We start from the raw sequence: 18358 nt of genomic DNA on the forward strand, positions 1-18358 counted from the left end.
TTCTACAGTCCATCACAGACTGCTTTAGGTTAACGCTTGGCCTTCCGCCTTATTGCGAAAGGGCTTTTAGGGCTCGTCCCACCCGGCTTATCAGATCCGAAGCTGTGAGGGCAGCCCAACCCTCCTCTTCTGCGGCCAAATCTCCTGCCAACCCGTGTACATACACCGCCAGGCGCGCCGCCTCCACGGGCAACAAGCCCTGTGCCAAAAAGCCAAGCACCAGTCCCGTTAAAGCGTCTCCGCTTCCTGCGGTGGCCATTCCGGGATTTCCGGTGGGATTAAAATAACACTGCCCCCCAGCATCGACTGTGGTGGTATAGGCCCCCTTAAGGACCAGTACCACTTGGTATTGGCGACAAAAAGCCACAGCCTTTTGCAAGCGCTCATAATCGTTGTCCCAGGTGCCCACCAAACGTTTAAACTCACCGGGGTGAGGGGTTAAAACCGTATTTTTAGGCAGGCGGGCCAACAATTCGGGTTTCAGGGCCAATATGTTCAGCGCATCGGCATCGAGCACCAGGGGCCGCTCACCAATTTTATCGAGCAGCTCGCCAAAGGCGACCATGGCGTTGCTGCGGGTGCCAATAGCGGGTCCAACCCCCACCGCAGCAAAAGGCGACAAATCGGGAAATTCGGTAAACATGAGGTCCGACCGGTCGATGCTCACCATGGCTTCGGGGACGGAGCAGTGTAACACGTGACAGGTTTTGTGGGGGACATGTACGGTGAGCAGACCGGCGCCGCTTTTCATACAGGCGCGTGCAGCCAATACAGCGGCGCCCATTTTACCGTAACTGCCGGCAATAAGGAGGGCATGGCCAAAATGCCCTTTGTGCATAAAGCGGGTGCGGGTTGGCAGCAGTGCTGCCATTTCGGTCGCCTCGCTGAGTTGCCAGGGACTGTCGTGGGCGGCAAGGGCGTCGGGGTGGAGACCAATGGGCACGACTTCCCACTCGCCGACAAAGGCATGGTTTCCGGGAAAGAAAAAACTGAGTTTGGGAAACTCGAAGGAAAAGGTGCGACTGGCCCTAACAATACCGTCTTTGTTGTTGGCCGCATTGCACTCCCCCATCAGTCCCGATGGCAGATCTATGGCCAAAACCTCACAATTCCAGCTGTTGACCATCTGTACCAGCTCCAGGGCCTTTCCTTCGAGGGGCCGATTGAGTCCGGCCCCAAACAGGCCGTCTAACACCACGGTGCCTTCAGGGGGTGCTGACAGACGGTCTTCTTTATCGAGTTCGAGCACGGCTACCCGGGGCAGGTGGCGCAGGCGCCCGCGATTGATCTCAGCATCGGGTGAGAGGCGATTCCCATCCAACAAAACCACACTGACCAAAAAATCGCTGAGGGCCAACATGCGGGCCAATACCAAAGCATCGCCTCCGTTGTTACCGGGCCCGGCCAGCACCAGAAAGGGGCGACCTGCATAGGGTTCTTTGATGCGATCGAAGAGGCGACGGGAGGCACGCTCCATTAAATTAACCGACAAAATGGGCTCATATTCTATGGTGTAGGCATCCATCTCTGCGATGGCCTTAACCGGAAAGATTTTCATAACATGCAGCTTAATTCCGACAAAACCAGGACCTACAACAAATTTAACAAATATCTGCGGAGTAAGCCTAGGGCAGGGACAAATCTTTTTGTGGGACAAAAAAGGCGTAGGATCTGGGGGGCGCCTGGACAAAAACACGACCATCGACCTGCACCTGCACCTTTTCTTGCGGGTTGCGCACATTCACCAGGGTTTCGCCGGACCAGGAACGCCAACCCTCAGGAGACGAATCGACCCACAAACCCTTTTCTTCCGAAGCGTTATTGAGCACAATGATGCCGCCTTCCTTGCCGGCAGCCCCTCCCCTGCGGGCCACATAAACATGACGGGCATCCTCCGCAGGATAAGGCTGTCCCATTGCGCTCAACACTTCCAGACCCCCATCCAGGTAGGTGCGACGCAGGTCAATGAGCGCCACTACTTCCGCCTGCAAAGCAGGGGGAAGTTCGACCGACTTCCCGGGCACATGGTAGTCCACCAAACTGAGGCCAAACAAGTGGGGATAGAAAACGCAGGGGCGTCCTTCGTGCGTTAATATATAGGCATAACCCAAGCCCCAGTCTTTATGCACCCATTTGTCGTGTTCCTTACCCGTGTCGTGGTTCTCCAAAAAAGTAACGACAGAAGTGCCCGAAAGTCCGTGCCCCTCGTTGTTGCGAACCAATCCGGCGTGATTAAGACGACGCATATCAAATTGGGCATCCCCGTTGCACATTTCGGTCAGGGTGGCTTTCAGCGGAAAATCAAAGACATCGGCATCGGCACCCAGTTCAGCCAGGGCATTAACCCATTGTCGAATACTCTGAGCTCCGCCCCAATATTCCCCGACAACAAAGCGCTGGCGACCGTCTTTCAGGGGAATGCTTTTAATCCAGGATGCAGCAAACTCGCACTGAAAGCCACGTACAAAATCGAGTCGGTAACCATCAAAGTCCAGCTTGCGAGTCAGCCACACCCCCCAATCGTTCATACGCTGCTGTACTTCTGAATCAAACGTATTCAGATCGTTCCCAAAGCCTTTGGTATTGGTAATGAGTCCGTCTCCTTCCCCCCAATCGCCCAGCCAATCGTTGTCGTCTGCAGGGTGAAAGTGTCGGTAGTTCCAGCTTAAATCCACTTCCCCGTTTCCGGTTTTGGGCGGGTAGGACAAGGCGGTGGTGGTCATGGCCTGCAAGTGGGTTGAGGCCAGGTCCTTGCCCTCATACCACAACTCAAAAGGATAATAGCCATGGGTGGGGTCGCCCGACCACCAGCCTGTTTGGTGACTGAAGCGGGGACTCAGGCGAAACACCAAATCCTGTCCGCCCGGTACAGACACCTTGAACACATCCACATCGTGCTCATCCTGGATGAAAGCACGCAGCGTTTGTCCCGATCCCGGAAAGCCCTGATGGCCTCCAGCCCCATTGTTGGGTTCCAACTCCCAGGTGTAGCTGTCGTTCCATCCCGAAGCTTGATAATCAATCTGCAAATCGTAGGCTCTAACCGCGGGCTCTGCCTCGTAATTGAGCCGATAACCTTTTATTTTCAAGTAATAATCCCCGGCAGCGGCTTTGGGCAGGCGCCAAAGCACTTCATTGGTGGGATAAGGCGTAAACTGCTTTCCGTGCCGCCTGGCTTCATCAAACACATAGGCTTTTACGGCAGGATTGGGTTCGAGATTGTCTTCACCACCATATATGTGATTGAGCACAATGTCGGCATACACCTCCACCCTGTGCTGCCCTTGTGCGGTATCGTGCATGGCCGCCAGCATTTGCTCCAGTTCGGCGCGGCTCCCAAAACGGGTTTCCACACTGCCTTTCTGGTCGTAGTTCCCCAAATCGTAATGGTCGTAAATGCCGTATCCCATGTCGTAAATGCCCCAGTTCCCTTTGGCGGGAGAAGGCACCCAGATACCGGTAATGCCCCAGCTTTTGAATTCTTCGGTCTGGGTCCTGAGGGTATTCCACCACTGCCCATTTTTGTTTTCGGCATCTACGGGCACATCCCAATAAAAACCCTGCAACATCACATCGTTTTGGGCCTGCAGCACCCCGTGGGGAAAAAGAAAACAAGCCACAAAAAACAACCCGACGTAGGTTTGGGACTTGAGTCTGGACGTAAGGAATCTGTGCATGGCAACAAACTTTTGTTATGTTTACCAAAGTCAGACAAAATCAAAGGTGTTTGGTCAATATTAGGGCTGGTAGTAGATGGGGCCTTCAACGCCCAGGGGCAGGTTCATCCAAATCCAGGCCACAAACATCGGGATGCGCACCACCATAAAAGCAATGGAATAGGGCAACATCAATGAAATAAGGGTGCCTATCCCCACATTCTTCACGTACTTTTGGGCAAAAACAATGACCAGCGGGAAGTAGGGCAAGAGCGGGGTAAGGATGTTCGAATAGGAATCGCCAATACGGTAGGCCGCCTGGGTGGTTTCCGGAGAATAGCCCATCAGCATGAGCATGGGCACGAAAATGGGCGCCAGCAGGGCCCATTTGGCCGAGGCGCTGCCCATAACCAGATTAACCAGCGAGGCAATTAAGATGAAAGCGACCAGCAGGGGCGTGCCCGTGAAACCAATGGCGTTGAGGCCCTCCGACCCTTTAACCGCCAAAACACTCCCCAGGTTCGACCAGTTGAAATAGGCCACAAACTGAGCGGCGACAAAGGCAATAACAATGTACAGCCCCATGGTCGACATAGATTTGGCGGTCATGTCCGACACGTCTTTATCGTTGCGAATGGTTTTGGCAGCAATACCGTAAACAAGCCCCCCTACAAAAAAGATCAAAAACATGATGGGCACCAGGGAATTGTAGAAAGGGGTAAAGCTGGCCGAACCGGTCAGGGGATCTACCTCGCCCCGAAGCAAGCCGTTTTCGGGCACAATGGCTCCGACTACCAACACAATCATTACCAGGACCGAAATCAGGGACCACAAAAGGGCTTTCTTTTCTCCACGACTCACTTCGTTGGTCTGCTTTTCCACTTCCAAACCTTCCTCGGCGCGATAGGGTCCCAAACGGGGAATAATGATTTTTTCCGTCACCCAGGTCCCTGCCAATCCCACCAGGGGCACCGAAGCAGCCATCAGGTACCAGTTGGAAAGTGGATTAACGGTATAGTTGGGATCGATCAGGTTGGCGGCCGGCTCGGTAAAGGCGGCAATCATGGGATCCAGGCCCGTAGGTAAAAAGTTGGCCCCAAAGCCACCTGAAACACCGGCAAAAGCGGCTGCAATACCGGCAAGGGGATGTCTGCCCATGCCCATAAAAATAGCGGCCCCCATAGGTATCAATACCACGTACCCGGCATCGGCGGCTACGGAGCTGACCATACCGGCTACTACAATCGAGAAGGTAATCAGGTACTTGGGCACTTTACTGACAAAGACTTTAAGGGCTACGGCAATCATACCGGTATGTTCGGCCACTCCGATTCCCAGCATTACCACCAAGACCAGTCCCAGGGGTGGGAAACTGGCAAACACATCGACCATGCTGGTAAAAATGCGCTGAAAACCTTCTTTGGTTAATAGGTTTTGTACCGTTATAAACTGCTCTTCCAGTCCGGTAGCCCCGCCGGTACCAGGCTTGAGCACGGTTACTCCGCCAAAAATCCATGAAAGCACCAAAACTACGCCCATTAAAATCGCAAACAAAGTCACCGGCTGGGGCAGCTTATTGCCCACCACCTCTACTTTGTCGAGCAGACGCTTAAAAAATCCCTCCTTCTTTTCCTTAATCTCACTCATAAAATTCAATTTGTAGGTCGCCATGGGCAACCTGCATTAGTCTTTGTTAAATCAATCAATGTTCGCCGTGCATCCATTTTTTAAGGATGGGGGATACCACCAGAATAAGGACTCCTGCGGCCATCGCGGTTAAAAACAGGTAGTAAAATACCCGACTGTAAATGTGTATGGTTTTGGTGGGACCAACAAAGGCGTGCAGCATTTTCCCAAACTCGGCAAAACCGGCGGCGGGCTCCTGCACCATTTGCAATTGAAGGGCATCCCCATTGGGGGTATAAAACTGACCCATTACGTTGATGGTGTTCACCGACTTTTTAATGGCGGTGGCTTGAGGCACGCTTACCTGCATGCTGCTGTTGCGCAGGAGGGGCTGATGCAGACCGCGCTCGCCCAAGGCCAAAACCAGGGCTACATCGGTGCTGTTCTCCGGCTTATCGGTTTCAAACACCCTATACATCAGGGTATCGCGCACCAGGGTTCCGGCCAGGGAATCGGGCAGGTTGGCCGCCCGATAAACCAGCGTGTCGCCATTCAGGGTATAGCTGCCCCACTGAGATTGGGCTTTCATCTCCAGGGTGGTCAAATCACCGGTGGGATCAAGATTGCCCAAACGCAGATTGATGGCCACTGTCTCACCGGGTGCCAGGGCACGGTGCAGGTAATACACCTCCTCCTTCGCATACTCGGCTTCGGCTACATCGGGCGTGGCCTGCACGGCAACCGACAGGGGATCGGAGTAGAGGGTGTCGCCTTCGTGTACATAGAAGGCACGCACTTGCAGTGCATCCACACCTTCAAATCCGGCAGGTGCTTCATATTTTAAGCCGCTTTCCATAAAACGCTCGGTAGAGGTCAATTTGGCAATGGTACCTCCCAAATGCTGGGCCATGGCAATAGATAAAAACCAGGCACCCATCACCATGGCGACCAGACGGGCCGGAGCCAAACGGGTAACCATAGACAAGCCTACGGGTGAAATACAAAGTTCTCCGGCGGTGTGCAAAAAGTAACCCAGGAAGAGGAACAGCATGGCGACTTTACCGTCGGCACCGGCCATGGAAGCCCCCAAAACAAAGGCGCCAAAACCAATACCCAGACTGAACAAACCCATGGCAAACTTAATGATGGTATTGGGCTCCCGATCGCGCCGTGCCAAAGCCAGCCACAAAGAGGAGAAAATGGGCGCCAGCATAATGATGAAGAGGGGGTTGACCGACTGGTATACCGAGGTGGGTATGGTAAACCCAAAGATCTCGCGGTTTACGTTGAGGTCGGTAAACAAGGTGATGGAGCTGCCGGCCTGCTCAAAAAAGGCCCAGAAAGTGATGGTAAAGAAGGCCAAAACTATGATGACCCAGATGCGCTCCCGCTCGACCTTGGTCATGCGCAGCGACATCACGATGAGACCGACAAATACCGCAATTACAAAGGGGGTAAAAATATAATTCATCAGGTGGTAGTTCCAAAGCAGGAGGCCCAACAAGGGTACTACCACAAAGGAGCCGATGTAAATGAGCCATTCGCGACTGAGTCCCGCAAAAACAGGCTTCTTCAGCAACTCGGGTTGGGGAGCCGCTCCGTTTTCAGGTTCAAAGTTTTTTTGTCCCCGCCAAAACACCAACAAGCCCATGATCATGCCCAAACCAGCTAAGCCGAAACCGTAGTGCCAGCCGTAAATCTCTCCAATGAGACCACAGGTAAGGGGGGAGAAAAAAGCACCCAGATTAATGCCCATATAAAAGATGGTGAATCCGCCGTCTCTGCGTGCATCCCCTTCTTTATAAAGCTTACCCACCATGGAGGATATGTTGGGCTTAAAAAAGCCGTTGCCCATGATCAGGAAAGCGAGTCCCCCAAAAAGGTAGAACTCCGACTCTACGGTCATCATAAACAAACCAATAGCCATCAACACCCCACCCAGGTAGATGCTCTTCCTATAACCCAAAATCTGATCGGCAATGACCCCGCCAATAAAGGGGGTGGCATATACCAGGGCGGCATAGGCGGCATAAATACCATAGGCCTCTGAGTCGCCATACAAAATCTGTCGGGTCATGTACAAAATCAGAATGGCCCGCATGCCATAATAGCTGAAACGTTCCCACATTTCAGTAAAGAAAAGGCTGTATAAGCCTTTAGGATGTGTTTTTCCCATAAAGCTGTAACGAATTAAAACTTTCGACCAACGAAAGCAACAACATTTTTATTTTGGAAGTCAAAAATAAGATAAATTAAAGAGTTTGTGCCTAATAAATGTCATTTATTACTGAAAAAGGGGCGGTTGCTGCAACCGCCCCAGGGGCTCAAAACATAAAGATTCAACGCCATATCAGGCCTGCCTGCCGGCATGCAAAACAAACAGGGGATAATGGGGATGTAGAACCATTTTCCGGGTGATACTGGGATGAAAAAGGCGCTCAAAAAAACTGTAATTGTGCCGCACCATGGCCACCAAATCGGCGCCCTGCTCTTCAGAAAAATCGCAGACGCTCCGACACACATCCTCGCCGTCTAAAAAGTGGAAGCTCAGTTTTATGCCCGGAAAATATGCAGCAATGCGCTCTTCGGCTTCCAGGTGATTCAAATACTCATTGTCGAGGACATGCGCAAAGAGCAGTTCGCTGTTGAAGGCACTCACCAGTTCAAAAAGGGGCTTGGCCATTTCCTGATTCAAGGTCTTTAAATCGGTGGCGAAGACCATTCTTCGGGGCTTTTGCAAGGGGGTTTCCCGCGGAATGGCCAGGACCGGTAATTGAACGTGTTTAATCACGTCAAAAGCTGTACTGCCCAACAAAAAATTTTCTAAAGCACTTTCGCCACGACAGCCCATCACCAGAAAATCGGGTCGGGTAAACTCGGCACCTTCTTCCCGCAGCAACACGTCCACCAGGGGACCATAACGAGATACCACATTGATGGCTACGTTAGGAAACTGATGGTGCAGCGAAGCCAGTTCACGCCGCAGTCCTTTTCGGCTTTCTTCTGCCATTTCTTCTTTAACACGGGTAATGTAGGGACTGCCACTGAACTCCACATCGTAGGCATTGAGCAAGTGAAAATGAAAGCCTCGGCCTTCAAAAATTGTCAGGGCATACAATGCTGCGTGGCGGGCGGTCTCAGAAAAGTCGGTAAGTAAGAATACATGCTTCATGGCACAAAGGATTTAGGCGATTTGGTCTTTGTTTATCAAGTTAAAACCTTTAGCCTGTAAATGCAAACCCCTTTGCCAAAAAAATCAGTGGCCCCGCTCACGCTGCCAATGGCGTATTATTTGTCGTATGCTCTCGCTGCAAATCAACGAAAAATCAAGTACTTCGGGGGCAATAAAAAGATAGCCGCTGATGTCGTCGCCCCAGCTGATCCCTTCAAAACTGCTTACGCGACACTCAAAGGCCAAATCGGCGGTATAAACGCTGAGTCCGCCAAACACATACTCATTGGGATAGGAAGCCAAAAAACGGTAGTGGTCCACCTCCAAATTTAATTCCTCTTTGATTTCGCGCAACAGGGCCTGTTCTGCACCTTCGCCGGGATCGACAAAGCCCCCGGGGAGATCAAGCAGGCCTTTTTGCGGATCGAGCGCACGTTGGGTGAGTAACAGCTCTCCTTTTTCGTTTACAATGAGGGCGGCTACCGCCGCGGCGGCATTCACGTAGAGGTGAAAGGCACAATCGCTGCAGCGAAAGGACCGGTCGGCTTGGGCTGTAAAGGCCCGACTGCCGCAACGGGGACAGAAACGAAAAACGGTCTCAGGAGATGTAGGTGTCATACTAAAAGCCATTGAGCTTAAGGGTAACGGTAGGGATCAGCAGTAAAAAACCAAGCAAAACCAAAACAAGCATCAGGGGAGCCATCCAGCGTACCCATTTGACATAGGGTATTTTGGCTACGCCCAAAACGCCAATCAACACCCCCGAGGTAGGGGTAATCATATTGGTAAACCCATCTCCAAACTGAAAGGCCAGCACGGTGGCCTGACGCGAGAGTCCAATCAGATCGCTGAAAGGCGCCATAATGGGCATTGTTAATGCGGCTTTGGCCGATCCGCTGGGAATGACCACATTGATGATGGTTTGGATGACGTACATAATGCCTACCGAAGCCACGTCTCCCATATCGCTCATGCCTCCGGCCATGGCGTGCAATATGGTGTGTATGATTTGCCCCTCCTCTAAAATCACAATGATGCCTCCGGCCAGGCCGACAATCAGGGCGGCCGACAATATGTCTCCGGCTCCGGTCAAAAACAGGCGGGTAATGGTATCGGGACTCTTGCCCATGGCGGCTCCGGATAAAATGCCCATGGCAAAAAACAAGGCGGCAATCTCCATGATGTACCACTGGTAGCCCATTACGCCAACAATCAGAAAAACAATGGTGTAAGCCAGTAAATTAAGCACAAAAACGGGCGAGGAAACACGCAGCGCCAAAAAACCGGTGACCGCATAAGCTAAAGTGAGTAAAGGCAGTACCGGTCCGGTAAAGCCATCCCCGCTTCCCATAGCCAGGGTGGATTGGGGATAAGCAAAGGAAAAGGCAATAAGGGCCAGGAGACTGAGTCCCCAGGTGTACCAGGCGGCTTTGTGGGTGCCTGCTTCTTCCCCTTCTTCCTGCAAGTGCAGCTGCGCGCGCCAGTAGGCATCTTCGTGGTAAACGGGCGACCGCTCGGGGGTGCGCCGCACCCTGGCGGCGTACCACAAAATATAGCTGATCCCCACCGCATTGATCACCAACCAGGCCACCAGACGGTATTCAAAACCCGAAAACAAGGGCAAATCGGCCAAACCCTGTGCAATACCAATGGTAAAGGGATTGAGCACGGCTCCGGCAAAGCCCAGTCCTGCTGCCACAAAAACCATGGCTACTCCGGTAATGGAGTCGTAGCCCATGGAAATGGCCAGGGGCACTATTATGATGATAAAGGCGATGGTTTCTTCGCTCATACCAAAAACGGCCCCAAAAACGGAGAACATGAGCATAACCAGTACAATGACCAGGTTGCCGGTACCCAGGCGACGCATCAGCGCATACCTTTCGAGCCGGACGGTAAACTTCAAAAAGGCACGTATGCCGACATCAATGGCCCGGGAATCGTTCATGATCCAAAAAGCACCGCCAATCATCAGTATGAAGATGATGATGCCGGCCTGGCGCTCAAAGCCCATAAACAGCGCTGCAAACACTTCCCAGGTTTGCGGCTGGCTGTCGGCCGATTGAAACACAGGCATGCCACCCTCTTCGGGAGTTACATAGGTGCCGCCTGGCACCAGCCAGGTGGCCAGGGCCGACAGCACAATCAGAAAAAACACAATAACATAGGTGTGCGGAACTTTCTTCAGCATAGCAATTCTTTTTGAGGGTTTCAAAAGTAAGGCTTTCTGCTGAATTAAGAAAAAGCAAACCTGCAGGACTCTTTTTCGTAGAAACAGCAGATTTCATCCAAAACTACAGCAATGCAACACACCGGATTTTTATTAAAAATGACCCTGCTGACACTTCTGTCGGCCCTGCTGTTGGGCGGCTGCGCCTCCAAAAAGCATCTGAAAACAGCTCTGGCCTACGACGAAGCCGGCCTGTTTGAAGATGCCGCACAATCGTATATGCGGTCCCTCTCGGCCAACCGCGACAACATCGACGCAAAACTGGGGCTGAAGAGGACCGGGCAGCAGGTATTGGAACAACGACTCGGCGATTTTCAATCGCACTACAACAACCAGCGCTACCGCGATGCGGTGTACGCCTACCTCGAAGCAGAACGCTTCCAGGAAAGTGCAGCCAACCTGGGGGTTCGGCTGGACTTCAGTGGCAATCATCAGCGGACTTACCACGAAGTACGCAGCAAGTATCTGGCGGAACTGTACCAAGAGGGATTGCGCCAACTCGATGCGGAAGCTTTTGCTACCGCCGAGCAGCATTTTGCCGAAATTTTGGATATTGATGCCGCCTACAAAGATGTGCAGGCCTTATGGACCACCGCACGCTACGAACCCAGGTACCGCGAGGGGCTGACTTTTATGAACAGTCGCCTGTATCGCAGGGCCTTTGTGGCCTTCAACAACCTTCTGAGCGAAAATGGCCCCTACAAGGATGCGGTAGAATTGCGCGAAGTAGCCCTCGAAGGGGCTACCATTACCCTGGCTGTTTTGCCTTTCTATGCCCCAAGGGGCGCAATGGAACAAGCCGCAGCGGCCAACCTGCGTACCAATACCTTAAGCGAAATTGCCGCTTTACCCCTGCCCTTTTATAAGGTGGTAAACGACCCTTTGCTGAACAACCTGCCCCAGATAAGTGTCATCAACGACCCCTCCATTGTTCTGGCCTTATTAAAAAGTGCCGGAGTGCGACTTTCGGCCGACCACATACTGATGTCCCGGATTGTCGATTACAAGGAACAAAACGGCAAACCGGCCCGAACCAGACAAACGGCCTGGCGTAAGGTGAACAAGGAAGTAAGCACCGACGGACGAAAACAAACAATTACCGAATACCAAAAAGCCACTTATACCGAAGTCACCCAACAAAGCAGTGCTGTTTTGCGCGTGGAGTTTTCGCTCTTGAATTTGAACACCGGCATGATTGTGCTGACCGATTACCTGGAATTCAGCGACCAGGACGTATTGCATTATGCCGAATCGGCAGTCAACTACAAAGAGTTGGTACCAGGCAGCTGGACCCATGCCGAACGAGATCTGGAAAGCGATAAGATCTACGACAACAGCAACTCAGTAGCCGAACTCCACCAACTTTTTACCAACAAGCGCGAATTCCGCACAGGCTCTGCCCTGATGTCGAACCTTTTGGGTGCAGCAGGTTTGCAAATAGCCCGACGCATGGAAACCTACAACCCTGAGTATTAACGCAATTTAACTTGTTTTTAATCTCTTTTACTGAAAAGCACCTTATCTTTGTCGTAGATTTTTTTTCATAGATTTGGATTTGGTTAACAAAGGCTGATTTAAGGGGAAAGGACAGATTTTTAAATCTGTCCTTTTTTTTATGCCTGCATTTTTGATTATTGCGCGATTCTTAGTATTTTGCTGTATTAAAACTTTAACCAGATATGGACAATCTGTTTCTAAAGTACATGCGCGAGCGCAGCGGCAAACGCAAAAGCACAGGCCCCAACTTCCATGCGCCGGGCCCGGTGATTACCATTTCGCGTGACTACGGTTGTCCCGGCAGGCGTATTGCGCGTAAATTGGCTGAAACCCTGAGCGAAAAAAATCTACGCATGGGCCGTGAAACGGAGTGGAAGTGGATCAGCAAGGAGATCATTGAAGAATCGGCCCGCGAATTAAAGCTTTCTCCCACGCTCATTCAGGACTTATCCGATTACCGCACACGAGGCTTTTTCGAAAACCTTGCGTTGTTTTTCTCCGATGAGTTTTACCCCGGCGATGTGAAAATTAAAAACACCATTGCGCGCTTCATTTATAATGCCGCGGCCGAAGGGCATGTGGTTATTGTGGGAAGGGCAGCCGAGTCCATCACCAAGAACTTTGAAAAATCTCTGCATATAAAACTTCAGGCGCCTATGGAGTGGCGGGCCGAACAGGTTGCAACAGCCTACGGAATGAGTCTGGCCGACGCTAAAAAGGAAGCGCTGGAGATGGACAAACGACGCAGCCAGTTTCGCAATTATTTTGAAAAAGAGCGCCCCGACATCGACTTTTTCGATATGTTCTTCAATGTGGCCACCCTTAGCGATGAGGAAATCGTTGAGGCCATCATCATTCTGACCGAAACACGTGGCTTCGTTTAATGGGAAAATCTTTATGACCTTTATAACACGCAACATCCTTCAAATATTTTTAACAGGCTGGCTCTGGCTGGGATTTTCTGCGCTAGGAGCCCAATCTGCCTTTCCGGTGGACAGTTCTTTTACCCTCCGGCGCGAATTGACCAAACAGCTGAAACATCACCCCGACATTAGCCTGGCCGAAGTTGGCGACACCAGCATGTTGAGCCTGCACAGAGATGTGGTGTACACTTCCTACGGACAACGTCAACTGCATGCCGACATCGTTTTTTTAAGCGAACGCGCTGCGGACAAAATGCCGGTCATCCTCTTTGTTCATGGCGGTGGCTGGAGCAGCGGCAACAAAAGCATGGAGCATCCCCTGGCCTTTGAAATGGCTCGCAGAGGGTACGCAGCTGTTTGTGTGGAATACCGCCTTTCACCTGAAGCCGGCTATCCGGCCGCTTTAATTGATTTGGTTACAGCCATTAAGTGGGTTCGTGCCATGGCCGACACCTATCCTTTTGACCCCGAAAAGGTTGTTCTGGAAGGCACCTCAGCCGGTGCCCAGCTGGTCAGTCTTCTGGGCAGCATCAACAACCAAAGCGACTTGTTCACAACTCCCAAGTATGCAGCCTATAGTGGCGAAGTGCAAGGCGTCATCAACATCGATGGCGTGCTGGCCTTTTTGCATCCCGACTCAAGTGAGGGGATGGACCGGCCCGGCAAACCCTCGGCTGCCACTCGGTGGCTGGGCAGTGCCGCGCATGAAAACCCGGAGCGCTGGAAAGAAGCCTCAGCCCTTACACACATCAACAAAAACTCTGCACCCTTCCTATTCATCAACAGCTCGTTACCGCGCTTTGGAGCCGGACGTGACGACCTGATTGAACAACTGAATAAATACGACATACCCAGCAGAAAACACCAACATGAGAGTTGCCCACACACCTTCTGGTTGTTCCATCCCTGGTTTGAAACAACCGTGCAATGGATGGACGATTTTATGCAGGAAATAATACTTTTGTAAGTTTTTTTAATACTTATTAAGAGCGGGTTAAATTGTTAAGCCATATTTAATAGTTAGTTTTGTGATTCACATACCATTTTGATACACACAGAACTGACGATATGAATCGCTTAGGAGGGCGCATACGAAACAGAAGGGAAGCTTTGCACATGTCGCTGGGAGAAGTAGCCCAGAAGGCAGGAATTAGTGCCAGTGCCCTTTCACAAATTGAAAACGCCAAAGCTTTTCCCAGCATCCTTACTCTGAAAGCGGTGGCCACGGCACTCCACATAACTGTGGGCGAATTGATAGGAGAAAACGAAACCATCAAACATTCGCCTTACCTGGGAGCCGGTGAAAAACGTTTTATTAGAAAGAATTCAGGAGGTGTAAATCTTTACTCCCTTTCCCATCACGAAACAGGAAAGCAAATGGGCACCTATCTGATGGAGTTTCCCGGAGGAAGCTCAGCGGAGGAGTTTTTTGAAGCCCACGCAGGACAAGAGTTTTGCTACCTGATCAGTGGAGAATTGAACTTTACCGTAGATAAAGAGAATTTTCATTTACAAGCCGGCGACAGTCTTTATTACAATTCTTTTAAAAAGAGAAGGGCGTTTAACGAAACGTCGGAGCCGGCACAACTGCTTTGGGTGCTTACACCACCCGATCCGCGCTTTGAACAGAGCCTGGCAGTTACAGAAATAATTTCAAATAAACCATAAACACAGAAAAATGAGCATGATTACAACGCTGGAAAAAAAAGGAATTAAGGTTCCCGACCAGATCAAAGACATCTTGAACAATGCTCCCAAAGTGCATTTCTTCAACACCACGGACGAATTAATTGTGGCCTCCACCAACGGTGAAGAAAACGCCACTTTTGAAGTTAAATACGATGTTCCCGGAAAGGGCGAATATGTTGAAGCTGTCGTTCACAAAGTTTCTAACGGCATATCAGCCAACTATACCGAGGCTTATATGCGTCGGCGTGACCCCAACTCCATGTTGATTGCCGACAGTAAACCCACCGATAAAACGCATTATCGCGATGTTTTTGACAAAGAGTTCGACGGACTGAGAACGGAAACTTTTGACTGGCTGAAAGGTCAGGAACTGGCTGTTTTCCTGTTTTGGGCAGGCAGCTACCCCGTAGGTGCCGGAGGCATTGCCATCGCTCCTGCAAACGCCGGGTTCTTTGCATTAGGACTGGCCTTTCTGCAAAAGATCATGCACATTGATCAATTGCAGGAGGATTTCAAACTGAATTCAGTCATTTATGTGGCCCCCCCATTCCGCCACACCCATTTTGATGGCAAGCAAAGAGTGGTTCACAATCGTCTGGACGACATTCATGAGATCTTCTCATACAACCTTTATCCCGGTCCCAGTGCCAAAAAGGGCTTGTACAGTGTTTTGCTTGACGAAGGAGAAAAAGAGGGATGGATTACCACCCACTGTTCTACCGTTCAGGTCATCAACCCTTACGACAACAGCACCAACTTTATGCATGAAGGGGCCAGTGGAGGCGGAAAGAGTGAAATGCTGCAATTTGTACCCCGCGAGCCCAATGGGCAGGTCAAAATCGGTTACAATATGGTTACCGGTGAGGAGCGCCTGATCAACATACCGCTTTTCTGCACCTTTAATCCGGTGACCGACGACATGGCACTCTGCCACCCCTCTTACCAAAAAAACAACGGCAAATTATCGGTTGCCGATGCCGAAAACGCCTGGTTTATTCGGGTGGACGGGGTCAACAACTACGGCGACGATCCGGCCCTGGAGCGGGTTACCATGAATCCCCCCGAGCCCTTGCTGTTCCTCAACATCGACACCAACCCCAATGGAACAGCCATGATCTGGAACCACATCGAAGACGAGCCCGGAAAGAGATGTCCCAATCCCAGGGTAATCATTCCGCGTGAGGACATTCACGGCGTACTCAAGCGCCCGGTTACCATCGATGTGCGCAGCTTTGGGGTGCGCACCCCACCTACCTCCAAAGAAAACCCCTCTTACGGTATTTTAGGCATCTTCCACATTCTGCCCCCTGCATTGGCTTGGCTGTGGCGTTTGGTCAGTCCGCGTGGACACGCCAATCCCAGCATCACCAGCGACGGAAGTATGGCCAGCGAAGGCGTAGGCTCTTACTGGCCCTTTGCCACCGGTCAAAAAGTGAAGCAGGCCAACCTGCTGCTCGAACAAATCATCAACTCACCCCGGGTGCGTTACACCCTCACGCCCAACCAGCACATTGGTATGTGGAAGGTAGGCTTTAAGCCGCAGTTGCTGATGCGCGAGTACCTGACCCGCAGAGGAAATGCCAAACTGCGTTCTGAGCAATATCAACCGGCCCGCTCTCCATTGTTGGGTTACGAGCTGAACTACCTGACCATTGAGGGCAACAAGGTGCCTTCACGCTTCCTGAAGGTTTACAAGCAGGATGAGGTGGGCGAAGAAGGTTACGACAAGGGTGCAGAAATTCTTTACGATTTCTTCCGCAAGGAATTGCCCCAGTACCTGCAGCCCGATTTGCTGCCCCTGGGTCGCCAAATCATCGAGGCCTGTCTCAACGGGGCTTCCGTTGAGGAATACAACCAGTTGCTGCCGATGGAGTTTAAGTATGCCTTTTTGAAGAAGGAGAAAAAAGAAAAGAAAAAATAAATAAGATTTCTTTGCACGCCTGTCGAACGACAGGCGTGCTCCTTTCATTCCATTACCAATAAACACCAATTACACAACATGAGTAAAGTTGTTATCATTATGGGCTCCAAGGCCGACCTGGAATGGTCGACCAAGATAGCCAAGGCGGCTGAGTCGCTGGGCGTTCCTGCCCTCATGCGCATTGCATCTGCCCACAAAGTGCCCCTGAAGTGCCTCGACATCATTCGCGAGTTTGAAAAGGAGCAGGTGGTATTTGTAACTGTTGCCGGTCGAAGCAACGCGCTGAGCGGATTCAGCGATGCCCAGACCCACTGCCCGGTAATTGCTTGTCCCCCCTACGGCGACAAATTTGCCGGAAACGATGTGTACTCCAGCTTGCGCATGCCTTCGGGCGTAGCGCCTATGGTGGTACTCGAACCCGATAACGCTGCTTTGGCAGCGGCCAAAATCATCGGCCTCAGCAACGAGGACGTGCGTAAAAAAGTGATGGCTCATCAAGAGGCTCAACGTCAAAAACTGGAGAACGACAACAAGGAGCTGCTCTAATGATCAAATCAGGAAAAGACATCATTTTTGCTTCAAAACTTATCAGGGAAGGTAAGTTGGTTGCCTTCCCTACCGAAACAGTTTACGGATTGGGAGCGAACGGACTGGATGCAAAAGCTGTAGCCAAAATATTTGAAGCAAAACAACGCCCCTCATTCGATCCCCTTATTTTACACATTTCCGATCTGGAGCAACTCGAGACGGTATTTAAAAAGCCAATATCGCCCCTGGTGCTGCAACTGGCCGAAAAATACTGGCCGGGGCCACTGACCATTGTGGCGCCCAAAACGGGGAAGGTTCCTGCTGTTGTAACGGCGGGACTAAAAACCGTGGCCGTTCGCATGCCGGCGCATAAGGTCGCGCGCAAACTTATTAAGCAGGCGGGGGTGCCTATTGCCGCCCCAAGTGCCAATCTGTTTGGGCGACTGAGTCCCACCCGTGCCGAGCACGTAAAGGCACAACTCAAGGGGGTGGACTATTTGCTCGACGGCGGCATTACCGATATTGGTCTGGAATCCACCATTGTGACCATTCACCGCAACAGCATTGAAGTCTTGCGACCCGGCGCCATTACTGCCGATCAGCTGCAGGCCGACTTTCCCGATTGTAAGGTGGTGGACTCCAATACCGAGGACCATATTCAGGCACCGGGTCAGCTCAAGAGCCACTATTCGCCCCGCACGCCACTCTATTTGTACGATGAGGTACCTGAAAAGCTGCCCGATTATGCGGCTTTGCTCTTGCTGGAACCCCATGAGCTGCCGGAGCATGCCCAATCAAAAATTGTACTCTTGTCGCCCACGGGCGACTTGGCCGAAGCGGCGGCGGGACTATTCCAAGCGCTGCACGACCTGGAAAACGACCCGGAGGTAGAACAGATTTACGCCGTAAAAGTCGTGGAGAAAGGACTGGGCATGGCCATTATGGATCGCTTAAAAAAAGCGGCCTACCGCTTCAGTCACTTTGTAGACCAAAACGGCATGACCGCCGACGAAGTTTCCCGTCAAAAGCAGGAACTCTAAACCTTAACCTGCACATTATTCATAAATTATCTATTGCGACAACTTATGAATAAAGCAAGCTAAAGTACTAGAACTG

General features: G+C 51.5%; 14 protein-coding genes. 7 read left to right on the forward strand and 7 right to left on the reverse strand.

What is annotated here, in order from left to right:
- Positions 1-49: 49 nt before the first annotated feature.
- From B4W65_RS04020 to B4W65_RS04050, 7 genes are all read right to left on the reverse strand, one after another.
- Positions 50-1558 carry an NAD(P)H-hydrate dehydratase gene (locus tag B4W65_RS04020; protein WP_088653842.1) on the reverse strand — a complete coding sequence of 503 codons (1509 nt, stop codon included), beginning with the start codon at positions 1556-1558 and terminating at the stop codon, positions 50-52.
- A gap of 67 nt (positions 1559-1625) precedes the next feature.
- Positions 1626-3677 (reverse strand): alpha-amylase family protein, encoded by a 2052-nt coding sequence (locus B4W65_RS04025; protein ID WP_146697701.1) that lies wholly within the window; start codon positions 3675-3677, stop codon positions 1626-1628.
- Between the two features lie 60 nt (positions 3678-3737).
- Entirely contained in the window at positions 3738-5303 is a 1566-nt protein-coding gene (locus tag B4W65_RS04030; protein ID WP_088654052.1) for an AbgT family transporter, read from the reverse strand.
- A gap of 55 nt (positions 5304-5358) precedes the next feature.
- Positions 5359-7458 carry a peptide MFS transporter gene (locus tag B4W65_RS04035; protein WP_088653844.1) on the reverse strand — a complete coding sequence of 700 codons (2100 nt, stop codon included), beginning with the start codon at positions 7456-7458 and terminating at the stop codon, positions 5359-5361.
- Positions 7459-7632: 174 nt separating this feature from the next.
- Positions 7633-8454, reverse strand: coding sequence for a universal stress protein (locus B4W65_RS04040; RefSeq protein ID WP_088653845.1), 822 nt, complete (start codon positions 8452-8454; stop codon positions 7633-7635).
- 84 nt (positions 8455-8538) lie between these two features.
- Positions 8539-9072 (reverse strand): NUDIX domain-containing protein, encoded by a 534-nt coding sequence (locus B4W65_RS04045; RefSeq protein ID WP_088653846.1) that lies wholly within the window; start codon positions 9070-9072, stop codon positions 8539-8541.
- A gap of 1 nt (position 9073) precedes the next feature.
- On the reverse strand, positions 9074-10645 hold the full coding sequence (locus B4W65_RS04050) for a YfcC family protein (protein ID WP_205741214.1): 1572 nt from the start codon (positions 10643-10645) through the stop codon (positions 9074-9076).
- A gap of 111 nt (positions 10646-10756) precedes the next feature.
- On the opposite strand from B4W65_RS04050, the gene B4W65_RS04055 reads away from it, so the two are divergent.
- The 7 genes from B4W65_RS04055 (at position 10757) to B4W65_RS04085 (ending at position 18282) form a co-directional block, all read left to right on the forward strand.
- A complete protein-coding gene (locus B4W65_RS04055) occupies positions 10757-12160 on the forward strand; it encodes a hypothetical protein (RefSeq protein ID WP_088653847.1) in 1404 nt (467 codons plus the stop codon).
- A 203-nt stretch (positions 12161-12363) separates the two neighbouring features.
- Entirely contained in the window at positions 12364-13065 is a 702-nt protein-coding gene (locus tag B4W65_RS04060; RefSeq protein ID WP_088653848.1) for a cytidylate kinase-like family protein, read from the forward strand.
- 13 nt (positions 13066-13078) lie between these two features.
- A complete protein-coding gene (locus B4W65_RS04065) occupies positions 13079-14071 on the forward strand; it encodes an alpha/beta hydrolase family protein (protein ID WP_088653849.1) in 993 nt (330 codons plus the stop codon).
- Between the two features lie 101 nt (positions 14072-14172).
- Positions 14173-14772: a helix-turn-helix domain-containing protein gene (locus B4W65_RS04070; RefSeq protein ID WP_088653850.1), complete on the forward strand. Its 600-nt coding sequence runs from the start codon at positions 14173-14175 to the stop codon at positions 14770-14772.
- Positions 14773-14782: 10 nt separating this feature from the next.
- On the forward strand, positions 14783-16714 hold the full coding sequence (locus B4W65_RS04075) for a DUF4914 family protein (protein WP_205741215.1): 1932 nt from the start codon (positions 14783-14785) through the stop codon (positions 16712-16714).
- A gap of 78 nt (positions 16715-16792) precedes the next feature.
- Positions 16793-17260 carry an AIR carboxylase family protein gene (locus B4W65_RS04080; RefSeq protein WP_088653851.1) on the forward strand — a complete coding sequence of 156 codons (468 nt, stop codon included), beginning with the start codon at positions 16793-16795 and terminating at the stop codon, positions 17258-17260.
- A complete protein-coding gene (locus B4W65_RS04085) occupies positions 17260-18282 on the forward strand; it encodes an L-threonylcarbamoyladenylate synthase (protein WP_088653852.1) in 1023 nt (340 codons plus the stop codon). The genes B4W65_RS04080 and B4W65_RS04085 overlap by 1 nt, the downstream gene beginning before the upstream one ends.
- The last annotated feature ends 76 nt before the right edge of the window (positions 18283-18358 follow it).

It is taken from the genome of Geofilum rhodophaeum (genome assembly GCF_002210225.1).
GTDB lineage: Bacteria > Bacteroidota > Bacteroidia > Bacteroidales > Marinilabiliaceae > Geofilum > Geofilum rhodophaeum.